The sequence below is a fragment of the Pseudomonas sp. 3B-A001-10F genome (assembly GCF_056313565.1).
Genome location: NZ_JBQYFW010000019.1, coordinates 12835 through 34185 on the forward strand (window position 1 = coordinate 12835; position 21351 = coordinate 34185).

20 protein-coding genes are annotated in these 21351 nt (G+C 59.5%); 14 read left to right on the forward strand and 6 right to left on the reverse strand.

Going from position 1 to position 21351, the window contains the following annotated elements; genetic code table 11:
- The first annotated feature begins 154 nt into the window (after positions 1-154).
- Positions 155-427, forward strand: a complete 273-nt coding sequence (locus tag AC0ZWN_RS17860; protein WP_003228231.1) for a TfoX/Sxy family protein — start codon at positions 155-157, stop codon at positions 425-427.
- Between the two features lie 16 nt (positions 428-443).
- The gene (locus AC0ZWN_RS17865; RefSeq protein ID WP_476335998.1) at positions 444-1244 is read left to right on the forward strand and encodes a Crp/Fnr family transcriptional regulator; all 801 of its coding nucleotides are present in this window, start codon (positions 444-446) and stop codon (positions 1242-1244) included.
- 227 nt (positions 1245-1471) lie between these two features.
- On the opposite strand, the gene AC0ZWN_RS17870 is transcribed toward AC0ZWN_RS17865, so the two are convergent.
- The 4 genes from AC0ZWN_RS17870 to AC0ZWN_RS17885 are packed head-to-tail and all read right to left on the reverse strand — an operon-like array spanning position 1472 to position 5018.
- A complete protein-coding gene (locus tag AC0ZWN_RS17870) occupies positions 1472-2323 on the reverse strand; it encodes a ChaN family lipoprotein (protein ID WP_476335941.1) in 852 nt (283 codons plus the stop codon).
- A 21-nt stretch (positions 2324-2344) separates the two neighbouring features.
- Positions 2345-3112 carry a heme ABC transporter ATP-binding protein gene (locus AC0ZWN_RS17875; RefSeq protein WP_476335942.1) on the reverse strand — a complete coding sequence of 256 codons (768 nt, stop codon included), beginning with the start codon at positions 3110-3112 and terminating at the stop codon, positions 2345-2347.
- On the reverse strand, positions 3112-4149 hold the full coding sequence (locus tag AC0ZWN_RS17880; RefSeq protein WP_476335944.1) for a FecCD family ABC transporter permease: 1038 nt from the start codon (positions 4147-4149) through the stop codon (positions 3112-3114). Before AC0ZWN_RS17880 ends, AC0ZWN_RS17875 begins: the two co-directional genes overlap by 1 nt.
- The gene (locus tag AC0ZWN_RS17885) at positions 4146-5018 is read right to left on the reverse strand and encodes a heme/hemin ABC transporter substrate-binding protein (protein ID WP_476335945.1); all 873 of its coding nucleotides are present in this window, start codon (positions 5016-5018) and stop codon (positions 4146-4148) included. Before AC0ZWN_RS17885 ends, AC0ZWN_RS17880 begins: the two co-directional genes overlap by 4 nt.
- A gap of 166 nt (positions 5019-5184) precedes the next feature.
- Between AC0ZWN_RS17885 and AC0ZWN_RS17890 the strand changes: the two genes are divergently transcribed.
- Complete coding sequence (locus AC0ZWN_RS17890) at positions 5185-5502, forward strand: Rieske (2Fe-2S) protein (protein ID WP_476335947.1); 318 nt, start codon at positions 5185-5187, stop codon at positions 5500-5502.
- Here the strand turns inward: AC0ZWN_RS17890 and sfsA are convergent.
- On the reverse strand, positions 5499-6212 hold the full coding sequence (gene sfsA, locus AC0ZWN_RS17895) for a DNA/RNA nuclease SfsA (RefSeq protein WP_476335948.1): 714 nt from the start codon (positions 6210-6212) through the stop codon (positions 5499-5501). The genes AC0ZWN_RS17890 and sfsA overlap by 4 nt on opposite strands.
- Positions 6212-7384: a pyridoxal phosphate-dependent aminotransferase gene (locus AC0ZWN_RS17900; protein WP_476335949.1), complete on the reverse strand. Its 1173-nt coding sequence runs from the start codon at positions 7382-7384 to the stop codon at positions 6212-6214. Before AC0ZWN_RS17900 ends, sfsA begins: the two co-directional genes overlap by 1 nt.
- Positions 7385-7718: 334 nt before the next feature.
- Between AC0ZWN_RS17900 and dksA the strand changes: the two genes are divergently transcribed.
- The 11 genes from dksA to pgi all read left to right on the forward strand — a co-directional run bounded on the left by dksA (position 7719) and on the right by pgi (position 21031).
- Positions 7719-8162, forward strand: a complete 444-nt coding sequence (dksA, locus tag AC0ZWN_RS17905; protein WP_064118688.1) for an RNA polymerase-binding protein DksA — start codon at positions 7719-7721, stop codon at positions 8160-8162.
- A 192-nt stretch (positions 8163-8354) separates the two neighbouring features.
- Entirely contained in the window at positions 8355-9251 is an 897-nt protein-coding gene (gene gluQRS / locus AC0ZWN_RS17910) for a tRNA glutamyl-Q(34) synthetase GluQRS (RefSeq protein ID WP_476335951.1), read from the forward strand.
- Between the two features lie 77 nt (positions 9252-9328).
- A complete protein-coding gene (locus tag AC0ZWN_RS17915; RefSeq protein ID WP_003176118.1) occupies positions 9329-9505 on the forward strand; it encodes a hypothetical protein in 177 nt (58 codons plus the stop codon).
- On the forward strand, positions 9489-12443 hold the full coding sequence (locus tag AC0ZWN_RS17920; protein WP_177413113.1) for a sensor histidine kinase: 2955 nt from the start codon (positions 9489-9491) through the stop codon (positions 12441-12443). The genes AC0ZWN_RS17915 and AC0ZWN_RS17920 overlap by 17 nt, the downstream gene beginning before the upstream one ends.
- A 22-nt stretch (positions 12444-12465) precedes the next feature.
- Positions 12466-13902, forward strand: coding sequence for a sigma-54-dependent transcriptional regulator (locus tag AC0ZWN_RS17925; protein ID WP_476335952.1), 1437 nt, complete (start codon positions 12466-12468; stop codon positions 13900-13902).
- Between the two features lie 734 nt (positions 13903-14636).
- Positions 14637-16037 (forward strand): polynucleotide adenylyltransferase PcnB, encoded by a 1401-nt coding sequence (locus tag AC0ZWN_RS17930; protein ID WP_064118692.1) that lies wholly within the window; start codon positions 14637-14639, stop codon positions 16035-16037.
- A 4-nt stretch (positions 16038-16041) separates the two neighbouring features.
- Positions 16042-16527 (forward strand): 2-amino-4-hydroxy-6-hydroxymethyldihydropteridine diphosphokinase, encoded by a 486-nt coding sequence (folK, locus tag AC0ZWN_RS17935; protein ID WP_476335954.1) that lies wholly within the window; start codon positions 16042-16044, stop codon positions 16525-16527.
- 360 nt (positions 16528-16887) lie between these two features.
- Complete coding sequence (panB, locus tag AC0ZWN_RS17940; protein WP_093434905.1) at positions 16888-17688, forward strand: 3-methyl-2-oxobutanoate hydroxymethyltransferase; 801 nt, start codon at positions 16888-16890, stop codon at positions 17686-17688.
- Complete coding sequence (gene panC / locus AC0ZWN_RS17945) at positions 17685-18545, forward strand: pantoate--beta-alanine ligase (RefSeq protein WP_476335955.1); 861 nt, start codon at positions 17685-17687, stop codon at positions 18543-18545. The genes panB and panC overlap by 4 nt, the downstream gene beginning before the upstream one ends.
- 211 nt (positions 18546-18756) lie before the next feature.
- Positions 18757-19137, forward strand: a complete 381-nt coding sequence (gene panD / locus AC0ZWN_RS17950; protein ID WP_003205654.1) for an aspartate 1-decarboxylase — start codon at positions 18757-18759, stop codon at positions 19135-19137.
- Between the two features lie 229 nt (positions 19138-19366).
- Positions 19367-21031, forward strand: coding sequence for a glucose-6-phosphate isomerase (pgi, locus tag AC0ZWN_RS17955; RefSeq protein WP_186625127.1), 1665 nt, complete (start codon positions 19367-19369; stop codon positions 21029-21031).
- The last annotated feature ends 320 nt before the right edge of the window (positions 21032-21351 follow it).

Here is a 21351-nt window from a genome sequence, read left to right on the forward strand (position 1 = left end):
TTTTTCCCCTTCTTTCTGCGTTCGCAGGCCTTTCAAGCGCCCTTTCTTAGAAGCGTTTGCGTTGAATCCGACCAAACAATCACGCTTTTCCTACTGATGGCTACACTCCTGAGAAGCTCGCCCACGCACCATTCGGCCGTCGCAAGGAGGCTTGATGAATGATGAACTGCAACACCTGAAGAATCTTGGCAAGACGTCGGCGCAATGGCTGCATGCCGTGGGCATCCACAGCGCCTCGGACTTGCGTCGCCTGGGCGCGGTGGACGCCTATCGGGCTGTGCGTACCCGCGGGTTTCGTGCATCGAAGGTGTTGTTGTATGCGATCGAAGGCGCGCTGATGGATGTGCACTGGAACGACATCCCCGCCGAACGCAAGGACGCCCTCAACAAGCAACTCGAAGCCATTTCCTCGCGCCACAAGAACTGAGCGGGCATTGACCGTCATGTATTTACTGGGGGAACAATCGGCCTGCGCCGATGCCTTGATCAACCGTTTGCAGAGCTTGCCCGCACTGTGGCTGCGCGATTTGGCGCCTTGCGGGCCGATGCTGGAACTGGAGGCGGCGGATGATTTGCTGACGCAGTTACCCGCCGATCAGCTATTCATGCTGAATGAAGGGATGATCAACGGCTGTATCGGCGCCCGTCCGCTGTTTTATTGGCAGGACGGCGATTTGATCGGCCTTCAGCAAGGTGAGGACTGGGCTGATTGCCGTTTGTGCAGTGACGGGGCGTTGCGCTTGACGCCCTATTGGCGCCGTGAGGTTTTCCAGCATGTGTATGCCGACGCTCATCGGACAGACCAGTTTCTAGAGTATCTGCTGGGGCAGATGGCGATCCTCGCCCATGCCGTCGCGGAACTGAAACCGCGCGAGTTTCGCAGCACCAATGGCTTCAAACGGGTCGAGGCGGGTGAAATCCTGATTAACCAAGGGGACGCGGCTGATCACGTGTTCGTGATCATCGACGGGCATGCCGAAGCGTTTGTCGACGGGCATAAGGTGGGAGATGTGGCCAAAGACGAGATTTTCGGTGCCATGGCCGTGTTTACCGGCGAACCACGCAATGCCACGGTGATCGCACGAGAACCGAGCACGGTAATGCTGATTCCCGGTGATCATTTTTTGAGCATGACCCGCACCAATCCAAAGATCGCCCACAGCCTGATCGAGAGCATGGCACGGCGGATCGGCCAGTTGAATCGGCTGATCACGCAAATGACACCGACTGAAGGTCAATGCTAAAAGTCTTTGTTTGCGGGGCGTACCGACCATTTTCAAGACGATTTCAAAGAAACGGAAAAACAGTTGTTGACTCGGTAATGAGAATCGCTATGATTATCACAACTGGTCGCGAGATCAGTCGATATTCTGAAAAGCCCTTGGTTCGGACTCTCAGATTATCTCCTCATCAGGCTAATCACGGTTATTTGACCCGGTTTTTACCGGGTCTTTTTTTGCCTGTGGAAAAGTCATTTGCCGAACTGTTTACGCATCTGCTCGCAGTAATCCTGTTTTGGCGTGGCCGGCGTGTACCAAACGTAATCGGCCATCGCAGCCGTTACCTCGGAGCCATGCTCCGCCAACAGCAACACGGTGGGTGCCTGGGCGGCGCCCAGATCAACAACATGCAACGGCACGCCGACGTCCTTGCGCGCATGCCACGCACCGGCCAGCAGGACTGAAGGTGAAGGAGCCGCCAGCAGACGCTCGGCCATACGCCGATCACGTTGTTGCTGAACGGCGAGCATCGCCGGCATCTGTGATTCGGGCAGCAGGCCACAATGGGAATCGCTGATCTGTTCCAGCAAAACGGCTTTCACGGATTCCGTATTGCTGCGCGTCCCCTTTAACACCGGCGGATCACGATAGAAGGCGCGGATTTCAGCGCTATCCAGATTCGCCGCCAGCAGTGGATACGGCTGAGTCAGCGCGAAGCGGACAATGGGTCCATAGAGATTCCAGTCCCAGCCGTCCTTCCAGGCCAATGCGCCAGGGAAGTCCGCGGGCGGCGTTGCAGCCTGGCGCACTTGATCAATGCGAGGCTGCTGATCCGGCGTGAGCATTTCCAGTAACAGACTGCCCTGCGGCCGCTGCTCACCGAGCGAGCGCAACAGCCACAATTGCGCGGCGTGATGATCGGCGTTGTCATGCTGCTCACCGATAATCAGCCGTTCAGACTCGACAAGACGCGTCAGCAACTGCTGTGCCGTCAGCACCTGACCGTTGCGCAGGTCGCGAATCTCGCCACTGATCGGCGGTGGCGCCGCAACATGCTGACACCCCGCAAGTAACATCACCGCCAACAACCACAACCCACGCATGCCATCACCTCAAGGATCCTGTCAGCGGGCGATGATCAGCGGATGCCCGCGCTCCGGATGCGGCTGCACCAACACTTCGAGACCGAATACGGCCTGAAGCGTGTCCGGACGCAAAACCTGCTGCGGTGTATCCAGCGCCACCGGACACCCACCTTCCAGCAGCAGAATGCGATCACAATAACGCGCCGCCAGATTCAGATCATGCAGGATCACCAACACCGCCGCGCCACGATCGGCAAACTCGCGTACGGCCTGCAGTGTCGTATGTTGATGCAGCGGATCAAGCATCGAAGTCGGCTCATCCAGCAACAGTGTCTGCCCGGCCTGCCCCGGCCAAAGCTGCGCGAGCACCCGCGCCAGATGCACACGCTGACGCTCGCCCCCGGACAACGCCAGATAACTGCGACCGCTCAAGTGCCCGGCATCCGCTGCCGTCAATGCCTGTGCGATGATTTCGGCATCCCGCACCCGCCCGCTTTGCCAAGGCAAGCGGCCCATGCCGACCACTTCCTCAACGCGAAAAGCAAAATCCAGGGTCGATGCCTGAGGCAACACCGCCAGTCGTTGCGCGCGCTGCGGGCCAGTCCAGTGACTCAACGCTTGCCCGTCGAGTGAAACCCCGCCCGCGCTCGCTGCCAGCTCACCGCACAAGGCACCGAGTAACGTACTTTTGCCAGCACCGTTCGGCCCAAGCACACCGAGCACTTCACCCGACTCGAGCTGCAACGAGACATCGCTGAGCACAGCCTTGCGACCACGCTGGATGTGCAGATTCTGCGCACGCAACATCAGGCACGCCCTCGCAGCAGCAAATAGAGGAAGAACGGCGCACCGATAAACGCGGTGACGATGCCGATCGGCAACTCTGCCGGTGCCAGCGCCAGCCGCGCGACCAGATCAGCCAACAGCAACAGGCTCGCTCCCGCCAGCACGGAGGCCGGCAGCAACACTTTGTGATCTGGCCCCGCCAGCAAGCGCACCAGATGCGGCACCACCAGCCCGACAAAACCGATCATCCCGGCGGCCGCCACTGCTGCGCCAACCCCCAGCGCCGTGCAAAACACCAATTCACGCTTGAGCCGCTCGACATCAATGCCCAAATGACCAGCCTCGGATTCCCCGAGCAGCAAGGCATTCAGCGCTTTGGCGCGACGCGGCAACCACAACGCCACGCCGGCGCTGATGATCAGCAATGGCCACAACCGCGCGTAACTGGCGCCGTTGAGACTGCCGAGGTTCCAGAACGTCAGCGTACGCAAGGTCGCGTCATCCGCCAGATAAGTGAACAGCCCCACCGCCGAACCGGCCAGCGCCGTCAGTGCGATGCCCGCCAGCAACATGGTAGCGACGTTGGTCTGGCCATTACGGCGACCCAGTCGATACACCAGCGCCGTCACGCCGAGGCCGCCGAGAAACGCGCAGACCGACAGCAGATACGGCCCGATCCATTCCGGCAGGCCGCCAAAAAAAGCACCGCCGACAATCGCGATCGCTGCGCCCAATGCCGCTCCGCTGGAAACACCGACCAGTCCCGGATCGGCCAGCGGGTTACGAAACAAGCCCTGCATCGCCACGCCAGACAACGCCAGCACACCGCCCACTGCAAGCCCCAGCAGCGTTCGCGGCAGACGAATCTGCCCAAGGATCAGTTCAGCCTGCTCCAGTCCGTCCGGTGCCAACGGCACACCAATCATGCGTAACGCGGCACGCAACGTGTCGAACAGCGGCAGACTGACGGGCCCGAGTGCCAACGATAGCCAGATCGCCAATAAACACAGGAGCGTCAGGCCAATGAACAAGCCACGGGGTTTTACCAGTGTGGTCATTGGCCGCTCTTGGCCGGGTAGAAACCGTCAGTCAGGGTTTTCAGCGCCGCTGGCAAACGCGGCCCGAGCCCACCGACCAGCAGGGTCGGATCCAGCTCCAGCACACGCCCGGTCTTCGCGGCGCGACTTGAATTGAGAATCGGGTTTTCCTTGAACAACGCCGCTTTCGCCGTCTCACCGGTCAACGCACGGTCGGCGAACACCAGCACTTCAGGATCGAGACTGGCGAGGGATTCCACGGAAAACGGCTTGTAACCCGTATGCGTCGCCAGGTTATGTCCGCCCGCCTGTTGCAGCAACCAGTCGGCGGCGGTGTCCTTGCCAGCAATCAATGGCTTGCCACCGGCATGTCCAAGCAACAGCAGCACACCCGGCGCTTTTTGTTTAGTCTGCACTTCAGTAACCCGAGCCTTCTGCGCATCGAGTTGCTGTTGATAACTGTGCAGCAGTTGCGCGGCCTGAGCCTGTGCGCCGAGCAATTGGCCCAAATGAGTAACGTTTTTCTCCAGCGTTGGCAGATCTGGCTGAGCCGAAAACAACGCCACCTGAACCTTGGCCGCTTTTACCTGCGACAGTACCGGTGGCGGGCCCATTTCTTCAGTGCCGATGAGAATGTCCGGACGCAGGCTGAGAATGCCTTCAGCGGAAAGGCTGCGCTGATAACCAATGCTTGGCAGCGCCTTCAACGACTCCGGATGCTGGCTGGTGGTATCGACGCCAACCAGTTTCGACTCGCCGCCCAATGCTGTTACCCACTCCGACAGCGCACCGCCGGCGCTGACCCAACGTTGCGGCAAATCGGCCGCTGCAGCCTGGTGGCTGACAAAAAGTCCGACACACAGCACGGCAACGCGGGTACTCAGGCGCATACACAGCTTCCTTGAATAAGGTTTTTTCCCGGGCATCCGGATGGCAGGCCAAGTATCCTCGACATCTGCCAGACACCTGCGGGTGAAGGCCGCCATTTGATAATTGTTTGCATTTAAACGTCAAGCTCGGACATATCCAGAAACGAGCGGACACTAGAGGATAGCCATGAAGCTTCTCTGCGCAGGCGCCGATCTGGCCGAAGCGAAAAGTCGTGGATTCGAGATCGACGGAAAAAAGCTGTTTGCCGTACGTCGCAATGGTCAGGTCTATGTCTACCTCAATCGCTGCCCGCACCGGGGCGTGGGCCTGGAATGGCAACCCGACCGGTTTCTCGACCCGAGCAACAGCCTGATCCAGTGCGCCACCCACGGCGCCCTGTTTCTGATCGAGGACGGTGAATGCGTCGCCGGCCCCTGCGCCGGGCAAACACTCACCGCCATTTCTTGCCGGGAAGATGCGCAAGGGCTGTGGATCGATGTTTAACCGTTAAGCAGCACGTCGAGACGCCGGTCGATGACCATCTCTTCATGGTCCAGCCGCACGCCATACGCCAGCACCTCAACGCCACAAGCCACCGCTTCGAGAAGCGCATCGGCGTAGGCCGAATCGATTTCCTTCGCCGGCCGCACCGCGTCAATCCCGGTCAGATTGACGCAATACAACTGCACCGCTCGAATCCCATCCCGCGCCAGATGCGCCAGCTCACGCAGATGTTTGGCGCCGCGCTGGGTCACCGCATCGGGAAACGCCGCCACCGCTGTGCCGTCGAAACCCAGCGTGACGCTTTTCACTTCCACATAGGCCGGGCCGCTCGGGTATTCGAGGCGAAAATCGATGCGGCTTTTTTCCTGGCCGTACGCGACTTCGCGCTTCAACGCGGTGAAACCGTTCAACTCGGTGATCACACCCGCCTGCAACGCCTCTTCGACCAAACCGTTGGCCCGCGCAGTGTTCACGCAGAACAAGCGGCCCTGCGGGGTTTCACCAATTTCCCAAGTGCCCGGTAATTTACGTTTCGGGTCATTTGAGCGGCTGAACCAGACCTGCCCGCCTTCGACCTGACAGTTGAGCATCGAACCAGTGTTCGGGCAGTGAATGGTCAGCAACTCGCCGTCAACGGTTTCGATATCGGCGAGAAAACGCTTGTAACGACGGATCAGTCGCGCCTCTTCCAGAGGAGGATAAAAACGCATCAGCCTTGCCAGCTCTTCAAGCCACGGGCAATACGCTCCACCGCTTCCTGTAGGCGAGGGAGGTTTTGCGTGTAGGCGAAACGCACATGGTGGCTGGCCTGATAGCGACCGAAATCCAGACCCGGGGTGAACGCTACATGTTCGGTTTCGAGAAAATGTCGGCAGAACGCGAAGGCATCGCCGCCGAACTGGCTGATATCGGCGTAAAGATAGAACGCGCCTTCCGGCTCCACGGCGATGTTGAAACCCAACTCGCGCAACGCTGGCAGGAGGAAATCACGGCGGCGACCAAATTCGGTCCGGCGCTCTTCCAGAATGGCGATGGTGTCCGGTTCGAAACAGGCCAACGCCGCATATTGGGCCATGCTCGGCGCGCTGATGTAGAGGTTCTGCGCCAGTTTTTCCAGCTCGCTGACGGCAGCATCCGGCGCCACCAGCCAGCCGAGACGCCAGCCGGTCATGCCGAAATATTTGGAGAAACTGTTCAACACAAAAGCGCTGTCATCGACTTCCAGCACGCTCGCAGCATCGGTGCCGTAAGTCAGACCGTGATAGATCTCGTCCACCAGCAGATGCCCGTGTTTCGCCTTGATGGCTGTGGATAACCCGCCCAGCTCATCGCGGGTCAGGATCGTCCCGGTCGGGTTGGCCGGCGAAGCGACCAATGCACCGACGCTGTCGTGATCCCAATGACGCTCGACCAGATCCGGAGTCAACTGATAGCGCACGTCCGGCCCTACAGGAACAAGCTGCGCGGCACCTTCCACCAGGCGCAGAAAATGCCGGTTACACGGATAACCCGGATCCGCCAGCAGCCAGTGTTTACCTGGATCGACCAGCAAAGCGCTGGCCAGCAACAGCGCACCGGAACCGCCCGGCGTGATCAGAATCCGCCGCGGATCGATGTTCAGGCCATAGCGCGATTGGTAAAAACCGGAAATCGCCTCGCGCAATTCAGGAATGCCGCGCGCAGCGGTGTAACGGGTCTTGCCCGCCGTTAAAGCGGCCTGCCCGGCACGGATGATCGGCTCGGCAGTAGTAAAGTCCGGCTCGCCGATTTCCAGGTGGATCACGTCGTGGCCTTCAGCCTGTAATTCATTGGCCCGCGCCAGCAGCGCCATCACATGGAACGGTTCGATCGCACGACTGCGCGCACTGTAGGGCTGAGCCATTGGTTTTCCTTCGGCAGGGAAAAAGAGACGATTCTACCCATCTGCCGGAACGAGCGAGAACCCGCAGCGGTCACAGCCTCAAGAACGCTGGACTGTAACGATATGAGCGTACGCTCCAGGATTGACTAAAATCAGTGATTGAACAGGTCTTCAGCACCACCAGACACGGCTTGCCAAACATTTGCAAGCGCCACCCGCCGGGGCCTCGACATCCGGGAGTAGCGCAGGCCGAATTGATCTGGTAAGTTCGCCCGCTTGCAGCCGCAGGGCCGGCAGGTGTCGGTGATGGAGCAATCCTGCGCAATGGATTACAAGAGTAGAGGCGGTCCATTTCATGCCCACCCAAGCAAAGCAACAGCAGCAAACGACGATCAGCGGTTTCGAACCTTATGTTCCGAAGGCCGGTGAAGAGTACATGGGCGCCCCGATGCGAGCGCACTTCACCAAGATCCTGAACAAGTGGAAACAGGACTTGATGCAGGAAGTCGACCGTACTGTTGATCACATGAAAGACGAAGCGGCCAACTTCCCTGACCCGGCCGACCGTGCCAGTCAGGAAGAAGAATTCGCCCTCGAGCTGCGCGCCCGCGACCGCGAGCGCAAGTTGATCAAGAAGATCGACAAGACCCTGGAGCTGATTCAGGACGAAGAGTACGGCTGGTGCGAGTCCTGCGGCATCGAGATCGGCGTCAAGCGCCTCGAAGCCCGTCCAACCGCGGATCTGTGCATCGACTGCAAGACCTTGGCGGAAATCAAGGAAAAGCAGGTCGGCAAGTAATCTCGACCTGAACGAAAAACGGAGCGTGCGAACGCTCCGTTTTTGTTTCTGCCTTTTGCCTTTTGTAGGAGTGAGCCTGCTCGCGATAGCGGTGGGTCGGTCAATATCGGTGTTGAATGTCACACCGCTATCGCGAGCAGGCTCACTCCCACAGGTTGACCTGCGTATAGCCTGAAAAGTAGCTTCGTCTCCATGACTGCCAAAATATCCCCCGCCTACATCGGCCGCTTCGCCCCAACCCCCAGTGGCCACTTGCACTTCGGTTCGCTGGTTGCCGCCCTAGCCTCTTACCTCGACGCTCGCTCGGTCGGCGGTCGCTGGCTGGTGCGCATGGAAGATCTCGACCCACCCCGCGAAGAACCCGGCGCACAAGCCGCAATTCTCAAGGCGCTGGAAAGTTACGGCTTCGAGTGGGACGGCGACATGGTGCGCCAGAGCGATCGCCACGACGCCTACGCGGACGTGCTCAACAGCCTGTTCAATCACGGCTTGGCCTACGCCTGCACGTGCTCGCGCAAACAGCTCGAAGCGTATAACGGGATTTATCCGGGCCTGTGCCGCAATGCTGGCCACGATCAGCAAGACGCCGCTATCCGCCTGCGCGTACCCGAACTGGAATACCACTTTATCGACCGCGTGCAAGGCGAATACCGCCAGCATCTGGGTCGCGACGTCGGCGATTTCGTGATCCGCCGCCGTGACGGTCTCTACGCCTATCAACTGGCGGTGGTGCTGGATGATGCCTGGCAAGGTATCACCGACATCGTGCGTGGTGCCGACCTGCTCGACTCGACGCCGCGCCAACTCTATCTGCAAGAGTTGCTGGGGTTGCGCCAGCCGCGCTATCTGCACCTGCCGCTGATTACCCAACCGGACGGCAACAAACTCGGCAAGTCCTATCGCTCGCCGCCGCTGCAAGCCGATCAAGCCACACCATTGTTGCTGCGCGCCCTGCGTGCTCTGGGGCAAAACCCTGGCGCTGAACTGGCCCACGCCTCACCGCAAGAATTACTCAAGTGGGGCAGCGCACACTGGGATGCCAAGAAGATCCCGCGCACACTGACCCTGCCCGAAGCGCAACTGCTATGACGACACTTGCAGTCGTGCGCCCATCCGTTACCATCGCCGCACGTTTTCGGGCACGCGCATAAAAAAGAGAGGCCGGGATGTACATCTATCGCTTGGTCCTGCTTTTAGTCGTGGGGATCTACCTGTTTTCCCCCGCCATCATGGATTGGTGGATCGACGCTACGGGCGCCTGGTATCGCCCCTATCTGCTCTGGCTGATCCTGATTGTCGTGACCTTCATCCTGCAGAGCCAAAAAGATGCCGATGAGCTTTAGCCTGACCCAGATGATCCTGATCAGCGCCGCGTACCTGGCGGTGCTGTTCGGCGTCGCCTGGATCAGCGAACGGGGCATGATCCCGCGGGCGATCATTCGCCACCCGCTGACGTACACCTTGTCGCTGGGGGTTTACGCCAGTGCGTGGGCGTTCTACGGCACGGTCGGCCTCGCCTATCAGTACGGCTACGGCTTTCTGTCCAGTTACCTCGGCGTGTCCGGCGCATTTCTGCTGGCGCCGGTGTTGCTCTATCCGATCCTGAAAATCACCCGCACCTATCAACTGTCGTCGCTGGCGGATCTGTTCGCGTTTCGCTTTCGCAGCACCTGGGCCGGCGCGCTGACCACGATTTTCATGTTGATCGGTGTGCTGCCGCTGCTGGCGTTGCAGATTCAGGCGGTGGCCGACTCCATCGGCATTCTGACCGGCGAGCCGATCCAGAGTCGCGTCGCGCTGGCATTCTGTGCGCTGATCATCCTGTTCACGATTTTCTTCGGCTCCCGGCATATCGCCACCCGTGAGAAGCACGAAGGACTGGTGTTTGCGATTGCCTTCGAGTCGGTGATCAAACTGATCGCTCTCGGCGGCGTCGGCCTGTATGCGCTGTACGGCGTGTTCGACGGCCCGCAACAGCTTGAGATTTGGCTGCTGCAAAACCAGACTGCCCTCGCCGCGCTGCACACGCCGTTGCAGGAAGGCCCGTGGCGCACGTTGTTGCTGGTGTTCTTTGCCTCGGCGATCGTGATGCCGCACATGTATCACATGACTTTTACCGAAAACCTCAACCCGCGCTCGCTGGTCAGTGCGAGCTGGGGCCTGCCGCTGTTCCTGCTGCTGATGAGCCTGGCGGTGCCGCTGATTCTCTGGGCCGGCCTCAAACTCGGTGCCACAACCAACCCGGAATACTTCACCCTCGGCATCGGCATCGCCGCCAACAGCAAACCGCTGGCGTTGCTCGCCTATGTCGGCGGTTTATCGGCGGCCAGCGGGCTGATCATCGTCACCACGCTGGCGCTGTCGGGCATGGCGCTGAACCACTTGGTTTTGCCGCTCTACCAGCCGCCGGCCGAAGGCAACATCTACCGCTGGCTGAAGTGGACCCGCCGCGCGCTGATCGTCGCGATCATCATGGCCGGTTTCGGTTTCTACCTGATGCTTGGCGCCGAGCAGGATCTGGCCAACCTCGGCATCGTCGCGTTTGTCGCAACCCTGCAATTCCTGCCTGGGGTGTTGTCGGTGTTGTACTGGCCGACCGCCAACCGTCGCGGCTTTATCGCCGGTCTGCTGGCGGGGATTCTGGTCTGGGTAGTGACCATGCTGCTGCCGCTGGTCGGCAATCTGCAGGGTTTCTACATCCCGCTGCTGAACATGATTTACGTGCTCGACGACACCAGTTGGCACATGGCTGCAATCGCCTCGCTGGCTGCAAACGTCTTGATGTTCACGCTGATCTCGCTGTTCACCAACGCCAGCCCGGAAGAAGCCAGCGCCGCCGAAGCCTGTGCGGTAGACAACGTCCGTCGTCCGCAGCGCCGTGAACTGCATGCGGCCTCGCCACAGGAATTCGCCACACAACTGGCGAAACCGCTGGGCGCCAAGGCTGCGCAGAAAGAAGTCGAGCAAGCGTTGCGTGACCTCTATCTACCATTTGACGAACGCCGTCCTTATGCACTGCGCCGTTTGCGTGACCGTATCGAGGCCAACCTTTCCGGTCTGATGGGCCCGAGCGTGGCGCAGGACATGGTGGAAACCTTCCTGCCCTACAAGGCGGGTGGCGAAAACTATGTGACCGAAGACATCCACTTCATCGAAAGCCGCCTCGAGGATTACCACTCGCGCCTCACAGGCCTGGCCGCCGAACTCGATGCCCTGCGTCGTTACCACCGCCAAACCTTGCAAGAACTGCCGATGGGCGTCTGCTCGCTGGCCAAGGATCAAGAGATCCTGATGTGGAACAAGGCCATGGAAGAACTCACCGGAATCGCCGCACAGCGCGTGGTCGGTTCGCGCCTGAGTACCATCGGCGAGCCATGGAAAGGCCTGCTGCAAGGTTTCATCGATCTGCCGGACGAGCATTTGCACAAACAGCATTTGGCCCTCGATGGCCAAACCCGCTGGTTGAACCTGCACAAAGCGGCAATCGACGAACCGTTGGCACCGGGTAACAGCGGCCTGGTGCTACTGGTCGAAGATTTGACCGAAACGCAGATGCTCGAAGACAAACTGGTGCACTCCGAGCGTCTGGCCAGCATTGGTCGTCTCGCGGCGGGTGTGGCTCACGAAATCGGCAACCCGATCACCGGCATTGCTTGTCTTGCGCAAAACCTGCGCGAAGAGCGTGAAGATGACGGCGAACTGACGGAAATCAGCGGGCAGATTCTCGAACAGACCAAACGCGTGTCGCGCATCGTCCAGTCGTTGATGAGTTTCGCCCACGCTGGCAGCCATCAGCACAGTGACGAGCCCGTTTGTCTGGCAGAGGTCGCTCAAGATGCAATCGGCCTGCTGGCCCTGAACCGACGCAATTTCGAGGTGCAGTTCTACAACCTCTGCGATCCTGATCATTGGGTCGAGGGCGATCCGCAGCGACTCGCCCAGGTATTGATCAACTTGCTCTCCAACGCCCGCGACGCCTCACCGCCGCACAGTGCGGTACGGGTCAAGAGCGAAGCCGGCGAACACACGGTCGATCTGATCGTCGAAGACGAAGGCAGCGGTATTCCGAAGAACATCATGGATAGATTGTTCGAACCCTTCTTCACCACCAAGGATCCTGGCGAAGGCACCGGTCTGGGCCTTGCACTGGTCTATTCCATCGTTGAAGAGCATTATGGACAAATCACCATCGACAGCCCGGCTGATGTACAAAGCCAACGCGGCACCCGTATCCGGGTGACCTTACCGCGTCATGTCGAAGCGACGTCCGCTGTGAACTGAGACCGTCGAGAGTATCGAATCAATGCCGCACATTTTGATCGTCGAAGACGAAACAATTATCCGCTCCGCCTTGCGCCGCCTGCTGGAACGCAACCAGTACCAGGTCAGCGAAGCCGGTTCAGTGCAGGAAGCACAAGAACGCTTCACCATTCCTACGTTCGATCTGATCGTCAGCGATCTGCGTTTGCCGGGCGCGCCGGGTACTGAGCTGATCAAGCTCGGCCAGGGCACACCGGTGCTGATCATGACCAGTTATGCCAGTCTGCGCTCGGCGGTCGACTCGATGAAGATGGGCGCGGTGGACTACATCGCCAAGCCTTTCGACCACGATGAAATGCTTCAGGCTGTCGCGCGGATCCTGCGTGATCGCCAATCGGCACCGGCTGCTGGCGAAGCAGTTGCCAGTAAACCGGCCAATGGCAGCGGCAAATCTGCCGTCGACAACAGCAATGGCGAGATTGGCATCATCGGTTCCTGCCCACCGATGCAGGATCTGTACAGCAAGATCCGCAAAGTCGCGCCAACCGATTCCAATGTGTTGATCCAGGGCGAGTCCGGCACCGGTAAAGAACTGGTGGCCCGCGCCCTGCACAACCTGTCGAAACGCGCCAAGGCGCCGATGATCTCGGTGAACTGCGCAGCCATTCCGGAAAGCCTGATCGAGTCCGAACTGTTCGGCCACGAGAAAGGCGCATTCACCGGCGCCAGCGCCGGGCGTGCCGGTCTGGTCGAAGCGGCGGACGGCGGCACCTTGTTCCTCGACGAAATCGGCGAACTGCCGCTGGAAGCTCAGGCTCGCCTGCTGCGTGTGTTGCAGGAAGGCGAAATTCGCCGTGTTGGCTCGGTGCAGTCGCAGAAGGTCGATGTACGCCTGATCGCGGCCACTCACCGGGACCTGAAGAGCCTGGCGAAAATCGGCCAGTTCCGTGAAGACCTTTATTACCGTCTGCACGTGATCGCGTTAAAACTGCCGGCCCTGCGCGAGCGCGGCGCCGACGTCAACGAGATCGCCACGGCTTTCCTCGCTCGCCAAAGTGCGCGCATCAACCGTACCGACCTGAAATTTGCCGCGGATGCCGAACAGGCGATTCGTCATTATTCCTGGCCGGGTAACGTGCGTGAACTGGAAAACGCAGTCGAGCGCGCGGTGATTCTGAGCGAAAGCCCGGAAATCTCCGCCGACCTGCTGGGCATCGACATCGAGCTGAGCGATCTGGAAGACGACGAGTTCATCGGTCTGCCACCGCAAACGCCGGGTAACGCCAGCAACAGCAGCCACGAGCCGACCGAAGACCTGTCGCTGGAAGACTACTTTCAGCACTTCGTTCTCGAGCATCAGGACCACATGACCGAGACCGAACTGGCGCGCAAACTGGGCGTCAGCCGTAAATGTCTGTGGGAGCGCCGTCAGCGTCTAGGCATCCCACGGCGCAAGACCGGGGTCGCCAGCGAGAGCTGAACGTTACCTGTCGAGTGTGCGGGTAACGCTTGAAGATGTGAAAAAACTGTTACCTCAGTCGATTCACGTAACAGAAGCCGGGGTTATCGGTAACGAAACCCCGGCTTTTTTTCGCCCCGACAAAACGGTTATATCGACCTAACCCCTTGTTTTATTGGGTTTCGCAAAAGTTGGCACGGCCCCTGCTATATGTTTGGTACAAGAACAATAACAAGCAATGCACAAGACAATAAAAATAAGACGAATCGACTCACGCACAATAAAAACAAGACGGCGAGAGGCGCAGCTAACTGATTCTTTTGGAGAGGCGTTGTATTTGGGGCTTGCCCCACGACCAGGCCGAGAACAACAAAAACTGTCCTAAGACAGAGCCTGTACTGGTTGGATCGAGAGATCACTGCAATTCAGCGACCAAAGCAATCCGTTTGCTCTTGGCTCCCGATTGGGAGGGTCACGAAGGAAACACTTCGTGGCGAGGGCACTCAACAAAAACAAGAAGCCCGAATCAATAATAAAAAGAGCACGCAACTACTTCTTGGGGAGCTTCGGCTCCCCTTGTAGTTTCTCCCTCCCGGCAAAATCCTTCGAATTTCCCTTGCTCGACCCTTGCAGCTTGCGGCTTACAGCTCAAATCTGCCGTGTCCTACACCATCCCCCGACTAAATGCTAGAATCTGCGCCCATCATGCGGTCATTCTTTGGTATGGCCGAACATTCCTTCAAACAGTGCATCCCATGCTGAAGAAGCTGTTCCAGTCATTCCGAACTCCCGTGCGTCGTACGCAACACATCCGCAGCACCCCTGAAGTGCTCAACAGCGGCCAACATTCGCTGCAGAAAACGCAATTCAGCCGCTACGCGGTGAATATCGTCGAACGCCTGCAAGGTGCCGGTTACCAGGCTTATCTGGTCGGCGGTTGCGTGCGTGACATGCTGCTGGGCATCACGCCCAAGGATTTCGACGTCGCCACCAGCGCCACCCCCGAGCAAGTCCGTGCCGAATTCCGCAATGCGCGGATCATTGGCCGTCGCTTCAAACTGGTGCACATCCATTTCGGTCGCGAAATCATCGAAGTCGCGACCTTCCGCGCCAATCACCCGGTCAACGAAGACGACGAAGACAGCAACCAGTCTTCGCGTAACGAGAGCGGGCGCATTCTGCGCGACAACGTTTACGGCACCCTGGAAGAAGACGCGCAACGCCGCGACTTCACCATCAACGCCCTGTATTACGATCCGGTCAGCGAGCGCATCCTCGACTACGCCAACGGCGTACACGACATCCGCAATCACCTGATCCGTCTGATCGGTGATCCGAAGCAGCGCTACCAGGAAGACCCGGTGCGCATGCTGCGCGCCGTGCGTTTTGCCGCCAAGCTCAATTTCGGCATCGAGAAGCACACGGTGCAGCCGATCCGCGAACTGGCGCCGATGCTGCGCGAGATTCCGTCGGCACGTCTGTTCGAAGAAGTGCTCAAGCTGTTCCTCTCTGGGCACGGCGCGATCACCTTCGAAATGCTGGTCGATCTGCAACTGTTCGCCCCGCTGTTCCCGGCCAGTGCCGATGCGCTGGAACACAACCCGGAATACACCCACACGCTGATCAGCGAAGCGCTGACCAACACCGACTTGCGCATCAAGCAGAACAAACCGGTGACCCCGGCGTTCCTGTTTGCCGCACTGTTGTGGCCTGCTTTGCCGGCTCGTGTGTTGCGCTTGCAGGAACGTGGCATGCCGCCGATTCCAGCGATGCAGGAAGGCGCGCACGAGCTGATCGCCGAACAATGCCAGCGCATTGCGATTCCGAAACGCTTCACTATGCCGATCCGCGAGATCTGGGACATGCAGGAGCGCCTGCCACGCCGCAGCGGCAAACGTGCCGACCTGTTGCTGGACAATCCGCGTTTCCGCGCCGGTTACGACTTCCTGTTGCTGCGTGAAAGCGCCGGCGAGGAGACTGATGGCCTCGGTGAATGGTGGACGGATTATCAGGACGCCAACGACAGCGAACGTCGCGATATGATCCGCGACCTCAGCGGCAAGGGCGATGACGCCAGCGGTGCTCCGCGCAAACGTCGCCGCAGCAGCGGTTCCAAGCGCAAACGCGCCGGCGCCCCGAGCGCTACAGGCGAATAAAGGCATGGAACGCATCTACATCGGCATGGGCAGTAACCTCGCTGACCCGGCCGAACAGTTGCGCAGCGCCGTCGAGGCGCTGGGGCAACTGCCGCAGACCACACTCGCGGGCGTTTCCGCCTTCTATCAAAGCGACTCGTTGCTGCCAGGCCAACCGCGGTACACCAACGCGGTCGCTGCGCTCGACAGCGATCTTGCGCCGATTGAACTGCTCGACGCGCTGCAAGCCATCGAAAATGATCAGGGCCGCGAGCGTCTGGAGCGCTGGGGCCCGCGCACGTTGGACCTGGATATTCTGCTGTTCGGTGATCGCCAGATCGACGAACCGCGCCTGAAAGTCCCGCATTATCAGATTCAGGAACGTGCGTTCGTGCTCTATCCCCTCGCCGAACTGGCGCCGCAAGATATGCGTCTGGCCGATGGCCGCACCTTGTCCGAGCTGCTGGCAGCCTGCCCGTTCGTCGGCCTGGAACGCCTCCCCCACGCCTGACACAAATCCGCCCTTTGTAGGAGTGAGGCATCAAGCGCTATCGCGAGCAGGCTCACTCCTACAGGGATTGCGCCACATCCAGATTTATTGTCCGACAAAAACCCCGCGAATCAGGCCCGCCGCAGCGCTGAATCGCATCAGTAACGCCGGTAACACTCCCCTCGTAACAATGCGGTAACACACGCAATTGACTTCCTGTTGGCTCATCACGACTATAGGCGTCCCGCTGCCGCCAACCCGGCACATACGGGCGCAATCCAGGCCTTATAAGCACGACAAAAGAGCGTGCGCCTGAGTAGATGAAGAATCACGCGCGTTACTCGCAGTAGTTTCCAGAGCGCCTGAACGAGGATTTTTTACATGCCAGCCATCACCCTGACCACGCTCCAGAGCCTCAAGCAGAAAGGTGAAAAGATCACCATGCTGACCTGCTATGACGCGACCTTCGCCCACGCCTGCAACGAGGCTGGTGTCGAAGTGCTGCTGGTGGGCGACTCCCTCGGCATGGTCCTGCAAGGTCACGACAGCACTTTGCCGGTGACCACCGCAGAAATGGCCTACCACACCGCTTGCGTCAAACGTGGCAATACCGATGCCCTGATCCTGGCTGACTTGCCGTTCATGGCCAACGCCACCCTTGAACAAACCATGACTAACAGCGCCATGCTGATGCAGGCCGGTGCGCACATGGTCAAGGTCGAAGGTCAGCTGTGGCTGGCCGAGTCGATCCGTCTGCTCGCCGAGCGCGGTGTGCCGGTTTGCGCGCACATGGGCCTGACCCCGCAAGCGGTGAACATTCTTGGTGGCTATAAAGTGCAGGGCCGCAACGAGAACCAGGCGCGGCAGATGCGTGCCGATGCGATCTCGCTGGAACAGGCCGGCGCCGCCATGCTGCTGCTCGAATGCGTACCGAGCGAACTGGCTGCCGAAATCAGCCAGGCGGTGAAGATTCCAGTCATCGGCATCGGCGCCGGTAACGCCACCGACGGCCAGGTCCTGGTACTGCACGACATGCTCGGTCTGTCGATTACCGGCCGCGTGCCGAAATTTGTCAAAAACTTCATGCACGGCCAGGACAGCATCCAGTCCGCGCTGAAGGCTTACGTCAACGAAGTCAAAGCCACCACGTTCCCTGGCATCGAACACGGATTCTCTGCATGAACACCGTTAAAACCGTACGCGAACTGCGCGCCGCCGTAGCCCGCGCCCGCAGCGAAGGCAAGCGCATCGGCTTTGTGCCGACCATGGGCAACCTGCACAGCGGTCACGTTGCACTGATCACCAAAGCCACCCAACGGGTGGACTTCGTGGTCGCGAGTATTTTCGTCAACCCGCTGCAGTTCGGCGCCGGCGAAGACCTCGATAAATACCCGCGCACGTTGGCAGCGGATCAGGAGAAGCTGCTCGAAGCCGGTTGCTCCCTGCTCTTCGCGCCGACTGTCGAAGAAATGTACCCCGACGGCATGGCCGGTCAGACTCGGGTCAGCGTGCCGCAGTTGTCCGAAGGCCTGTGCGGCGCCAGCCGTCCGGGGCATTTCGAGGGTGTAGCGACCGTCGTCAGCAAACTGTTCAACATGGTCCAGCCGGATCTGGCGATTTTCGGTCAGAAGGATTACCAGCAACTGGCGGTGATCCGCGCGCTGGTGCATGACCTGAACATGCCGATCCAGATCATCGGCGAACCGACCGTGCGTGCAGCCGATGGCCTGGCGCTGTCATCGCGCAATGGCTTCCTCAACGAGGAACAGCGCGCGGTGGCTCCGGTGGTCTATCGCTCGCTGAGCAACATTGCCGAGTTGATCAAGCAAGGCCAACGCGACTTCCCGGCAATGATCAGTGCCCAGGTACAGCAGATGGAAGCGGCGGGCCTGCGTCCGGATTACCTGGAAATACGCCATGCACTGACCCTGCGTCCGGCGACGCCGGAGGATCGCGATCTGGTGATTCTGGTGGCGGCGTTTCTTGGCACTACTCGGTTGATCGACAACCTGCACCTGAATCTCGACACCCCCGCTTAAAAACACCGCAATACCCCCTGTAGGAGTGAGCCTGCTCGCGATAGCGGTGTGTCAGTCAGCATTAGTGTTGAATGACACACCGCTATCGCGAGCAGGCTCACTCCTACAGTGGTTTTCGGTGTTATGAAAATTGCGTTTCAAGCCTTATTGCCGCCCCTAAAGCCTTCGGGCACACTGCCCGCCGTTCGATTCCAACCCGGGAAAATCCCTCATGCACGCGATCATGCTCAAGGCAAAACTGCACCGCGCCGAAGTCACTCATGCGGTGCTCGATTACGAAGGTTCGTGCGCCATTGATGGCGAGTGGCTGGACTTGTCCGGCATTCGTGAATACGAGCAGATCCAGATTTATAACGTCGACAACGGCGAGCGTTTCACCACCTACGCGATTCGCGGCGAAGAAGGCTCGCGGATGATCTCTGTCAACGGCGCCGCAGCGCACAAGGCCAAGGTTGGCGACCGTGTGATCATTTGTGCCTACGCCCATTACAGCGAAGCGGAACTGGTCAATTTCAAGCCGCGCATGCTCTACATGGCGCCCGGCAACGAGCTGAGCCACACCAGTAACGCCATCCCGGTTCAGCTCGCCTGATCCCGATTTTGCCCCGCCCCCTCCGTTTGTCGGCCAGTTCCCGGTCTCGATGTTAAAAAAGTACAGGGATCTGGTCAGACAAAGTCAAGACAGAACGCAGCGCGAGGTTTACTGTATTCGCCCTGTGTCCGGAAATCGTGTCGACGCAGTTGATCCCATGCCCAAACATGGCGTGCCGGGTCTGTTCAGTGTTCAAAAGGCCGTTCAAGTAAAAAGGAAAACCGCAGCGATGGCGTATTACCTCACTCCTCAAGACGTTACCGCTCTGCCCGCCTGGCAAGCGTTGAAAGATCACCGCCAAGCCATGCAGGATTTCAGCATGCGCGAAGCCTTCAACGCCGATCCGCAGCGCTTCAACCAGTTCACCCTCAGCAGCTGCGGACTGTTTCTCGATTATTCGAAGAATTTGATCAACGCCCAGACCCGCAACCTGCTGGTCGGCCTGGCCAATGAAGTCGATCTCAAAGGCGCCATCAAAGCGCTGTTTGAAGGCGAAATCGTCAACACTTCCGAAGGCCGCCCGGCGCTGCACACCGCCCTGCGCCGCCCGGTAGGCGACAAACTGTCGGTCAATGGCGTCAACGTGATGCCGGAAGTCCACAAGGTCTTGAACCAGATCACCGATCTGGTCGGCCGCATCCACGACGGTCTGTGGCGTGGTTACACCGAGAAGCCGATCACCGACGTGGTCAACATCGGCATCGGTGGCTCGTTCCTCGGCCCTGAGCTGGTCTCCGAAGCACTGCTGTCGTACGCGCAGAAAGGCGTGCGTTGCCATTATCTGGCGAACATCGACGGCAGCGAATTCCACGAGCTGACGCAGAAACTGCGCGCCGAGACCACACTGTTCATCGTTTCATCGAAATCGTTCAACACCCTCGAAACCCTGAAGAACGCTCAGGCTGCTCGTGCCTGGTACCTGGCGCAGGGCGGTTCGGAAGCCGAGCTGTATCGTCACTTCATCGCCGTATCGAGCAACAACGCAGCGGCCGTTGCGTTCGGTATCCGCGAAGAAAACATCTTCCCGATGTGGGACTGGGTCGGCGGTCGTTATTCGCTGTGGTCGGCCATCGGTTTGCCGATCGCCCTGGCCATCGGCATGTCCAACTTCAAGGAACTGCTGTCCGGTGCCTACACCATGGACCAGCATTTCCAGACCGCACCGTTCGAACAGAACATGCCGGTGCTGCTGGCCCTGCTTGGCGTCTGGTACGGCAACTTCTGGGGCGCGCAAAGCCACGCGATCCTGCCGTACGACCACTATCTGCGTAACATCACCAAGCACTTGCAACAGCTGGACATGGAATCCAACGGCAAGAGCGTGCGTCAGGACGGCACGCCGGTGTCGACCGATACCGGTCCGGTGATCTGGGGCGGCGTCGGCTGCAACGGTCAGCACGCCTACCACCAGTTGCTGCATCAAGGTTCGCAGTTGATTCCGGCCGATTTCATCGTGCCGATCGTCAGCTTCAACCCGGTCTCCGACCACCACCAGTGGCTGTACGCCAACTGCCTGTCGCAGAGCCAGGCGCTGATGCTCGGCAAGACCTTGCCGGAAGCCGAGCAGGAACTGCGCGACAAGGGCATGAGCGAAGAAGAAGTGCACAAGCTCGCGCCGCACAAGGTGATCCCGGGCAACCGTCCGAGCAACACCCTCGTGGTCGAGCGCATCAGCCCGCGTCGTCTCGGCGCACTGGTGGCGATGTATGAGCACAAAGTGTTCGTGCAAAGCGTGGTCTGGGGCATTAACGCCTTCGACCAATGGGGCGTGGAACTGGGCAAGGAACTGGGCAAAGGCGTTTACAACCGTCTGGTCGGCAGCGATGAAACCAACGCTGATGATCCGTCCACTCAGGGCCTGATCAACTACTTCCGCGGTCGTCACCGCGGGTAATCAGTCGCTTGATAGAGAGCCCCTGAAGTTCAGGGGCTTTTTTTCGTCTGGCGTTTGGCGTGGATTTCGCAGTGCCAGCCAAATCGTTTCCCCCTCACCCCAGCCCTCTCCCCCAGGGGCGAGGGGGAAAGGGAGCCGATTTTCGCGTTTTTCATTACTTGAGTTCGACTCAGGAATTTCAGGTCGATGTATCAAGCCCAAACACCTCGGTCAGTCCCCTCTCCCTTTGGGAGAGGGTTAGGGTGAGGGGCTCTTCGCGATGGAGTGCCTTCTGCCGGCCTTGAACCCTTGCCCCCATCGGCGCATCTTTATTCCTGTCG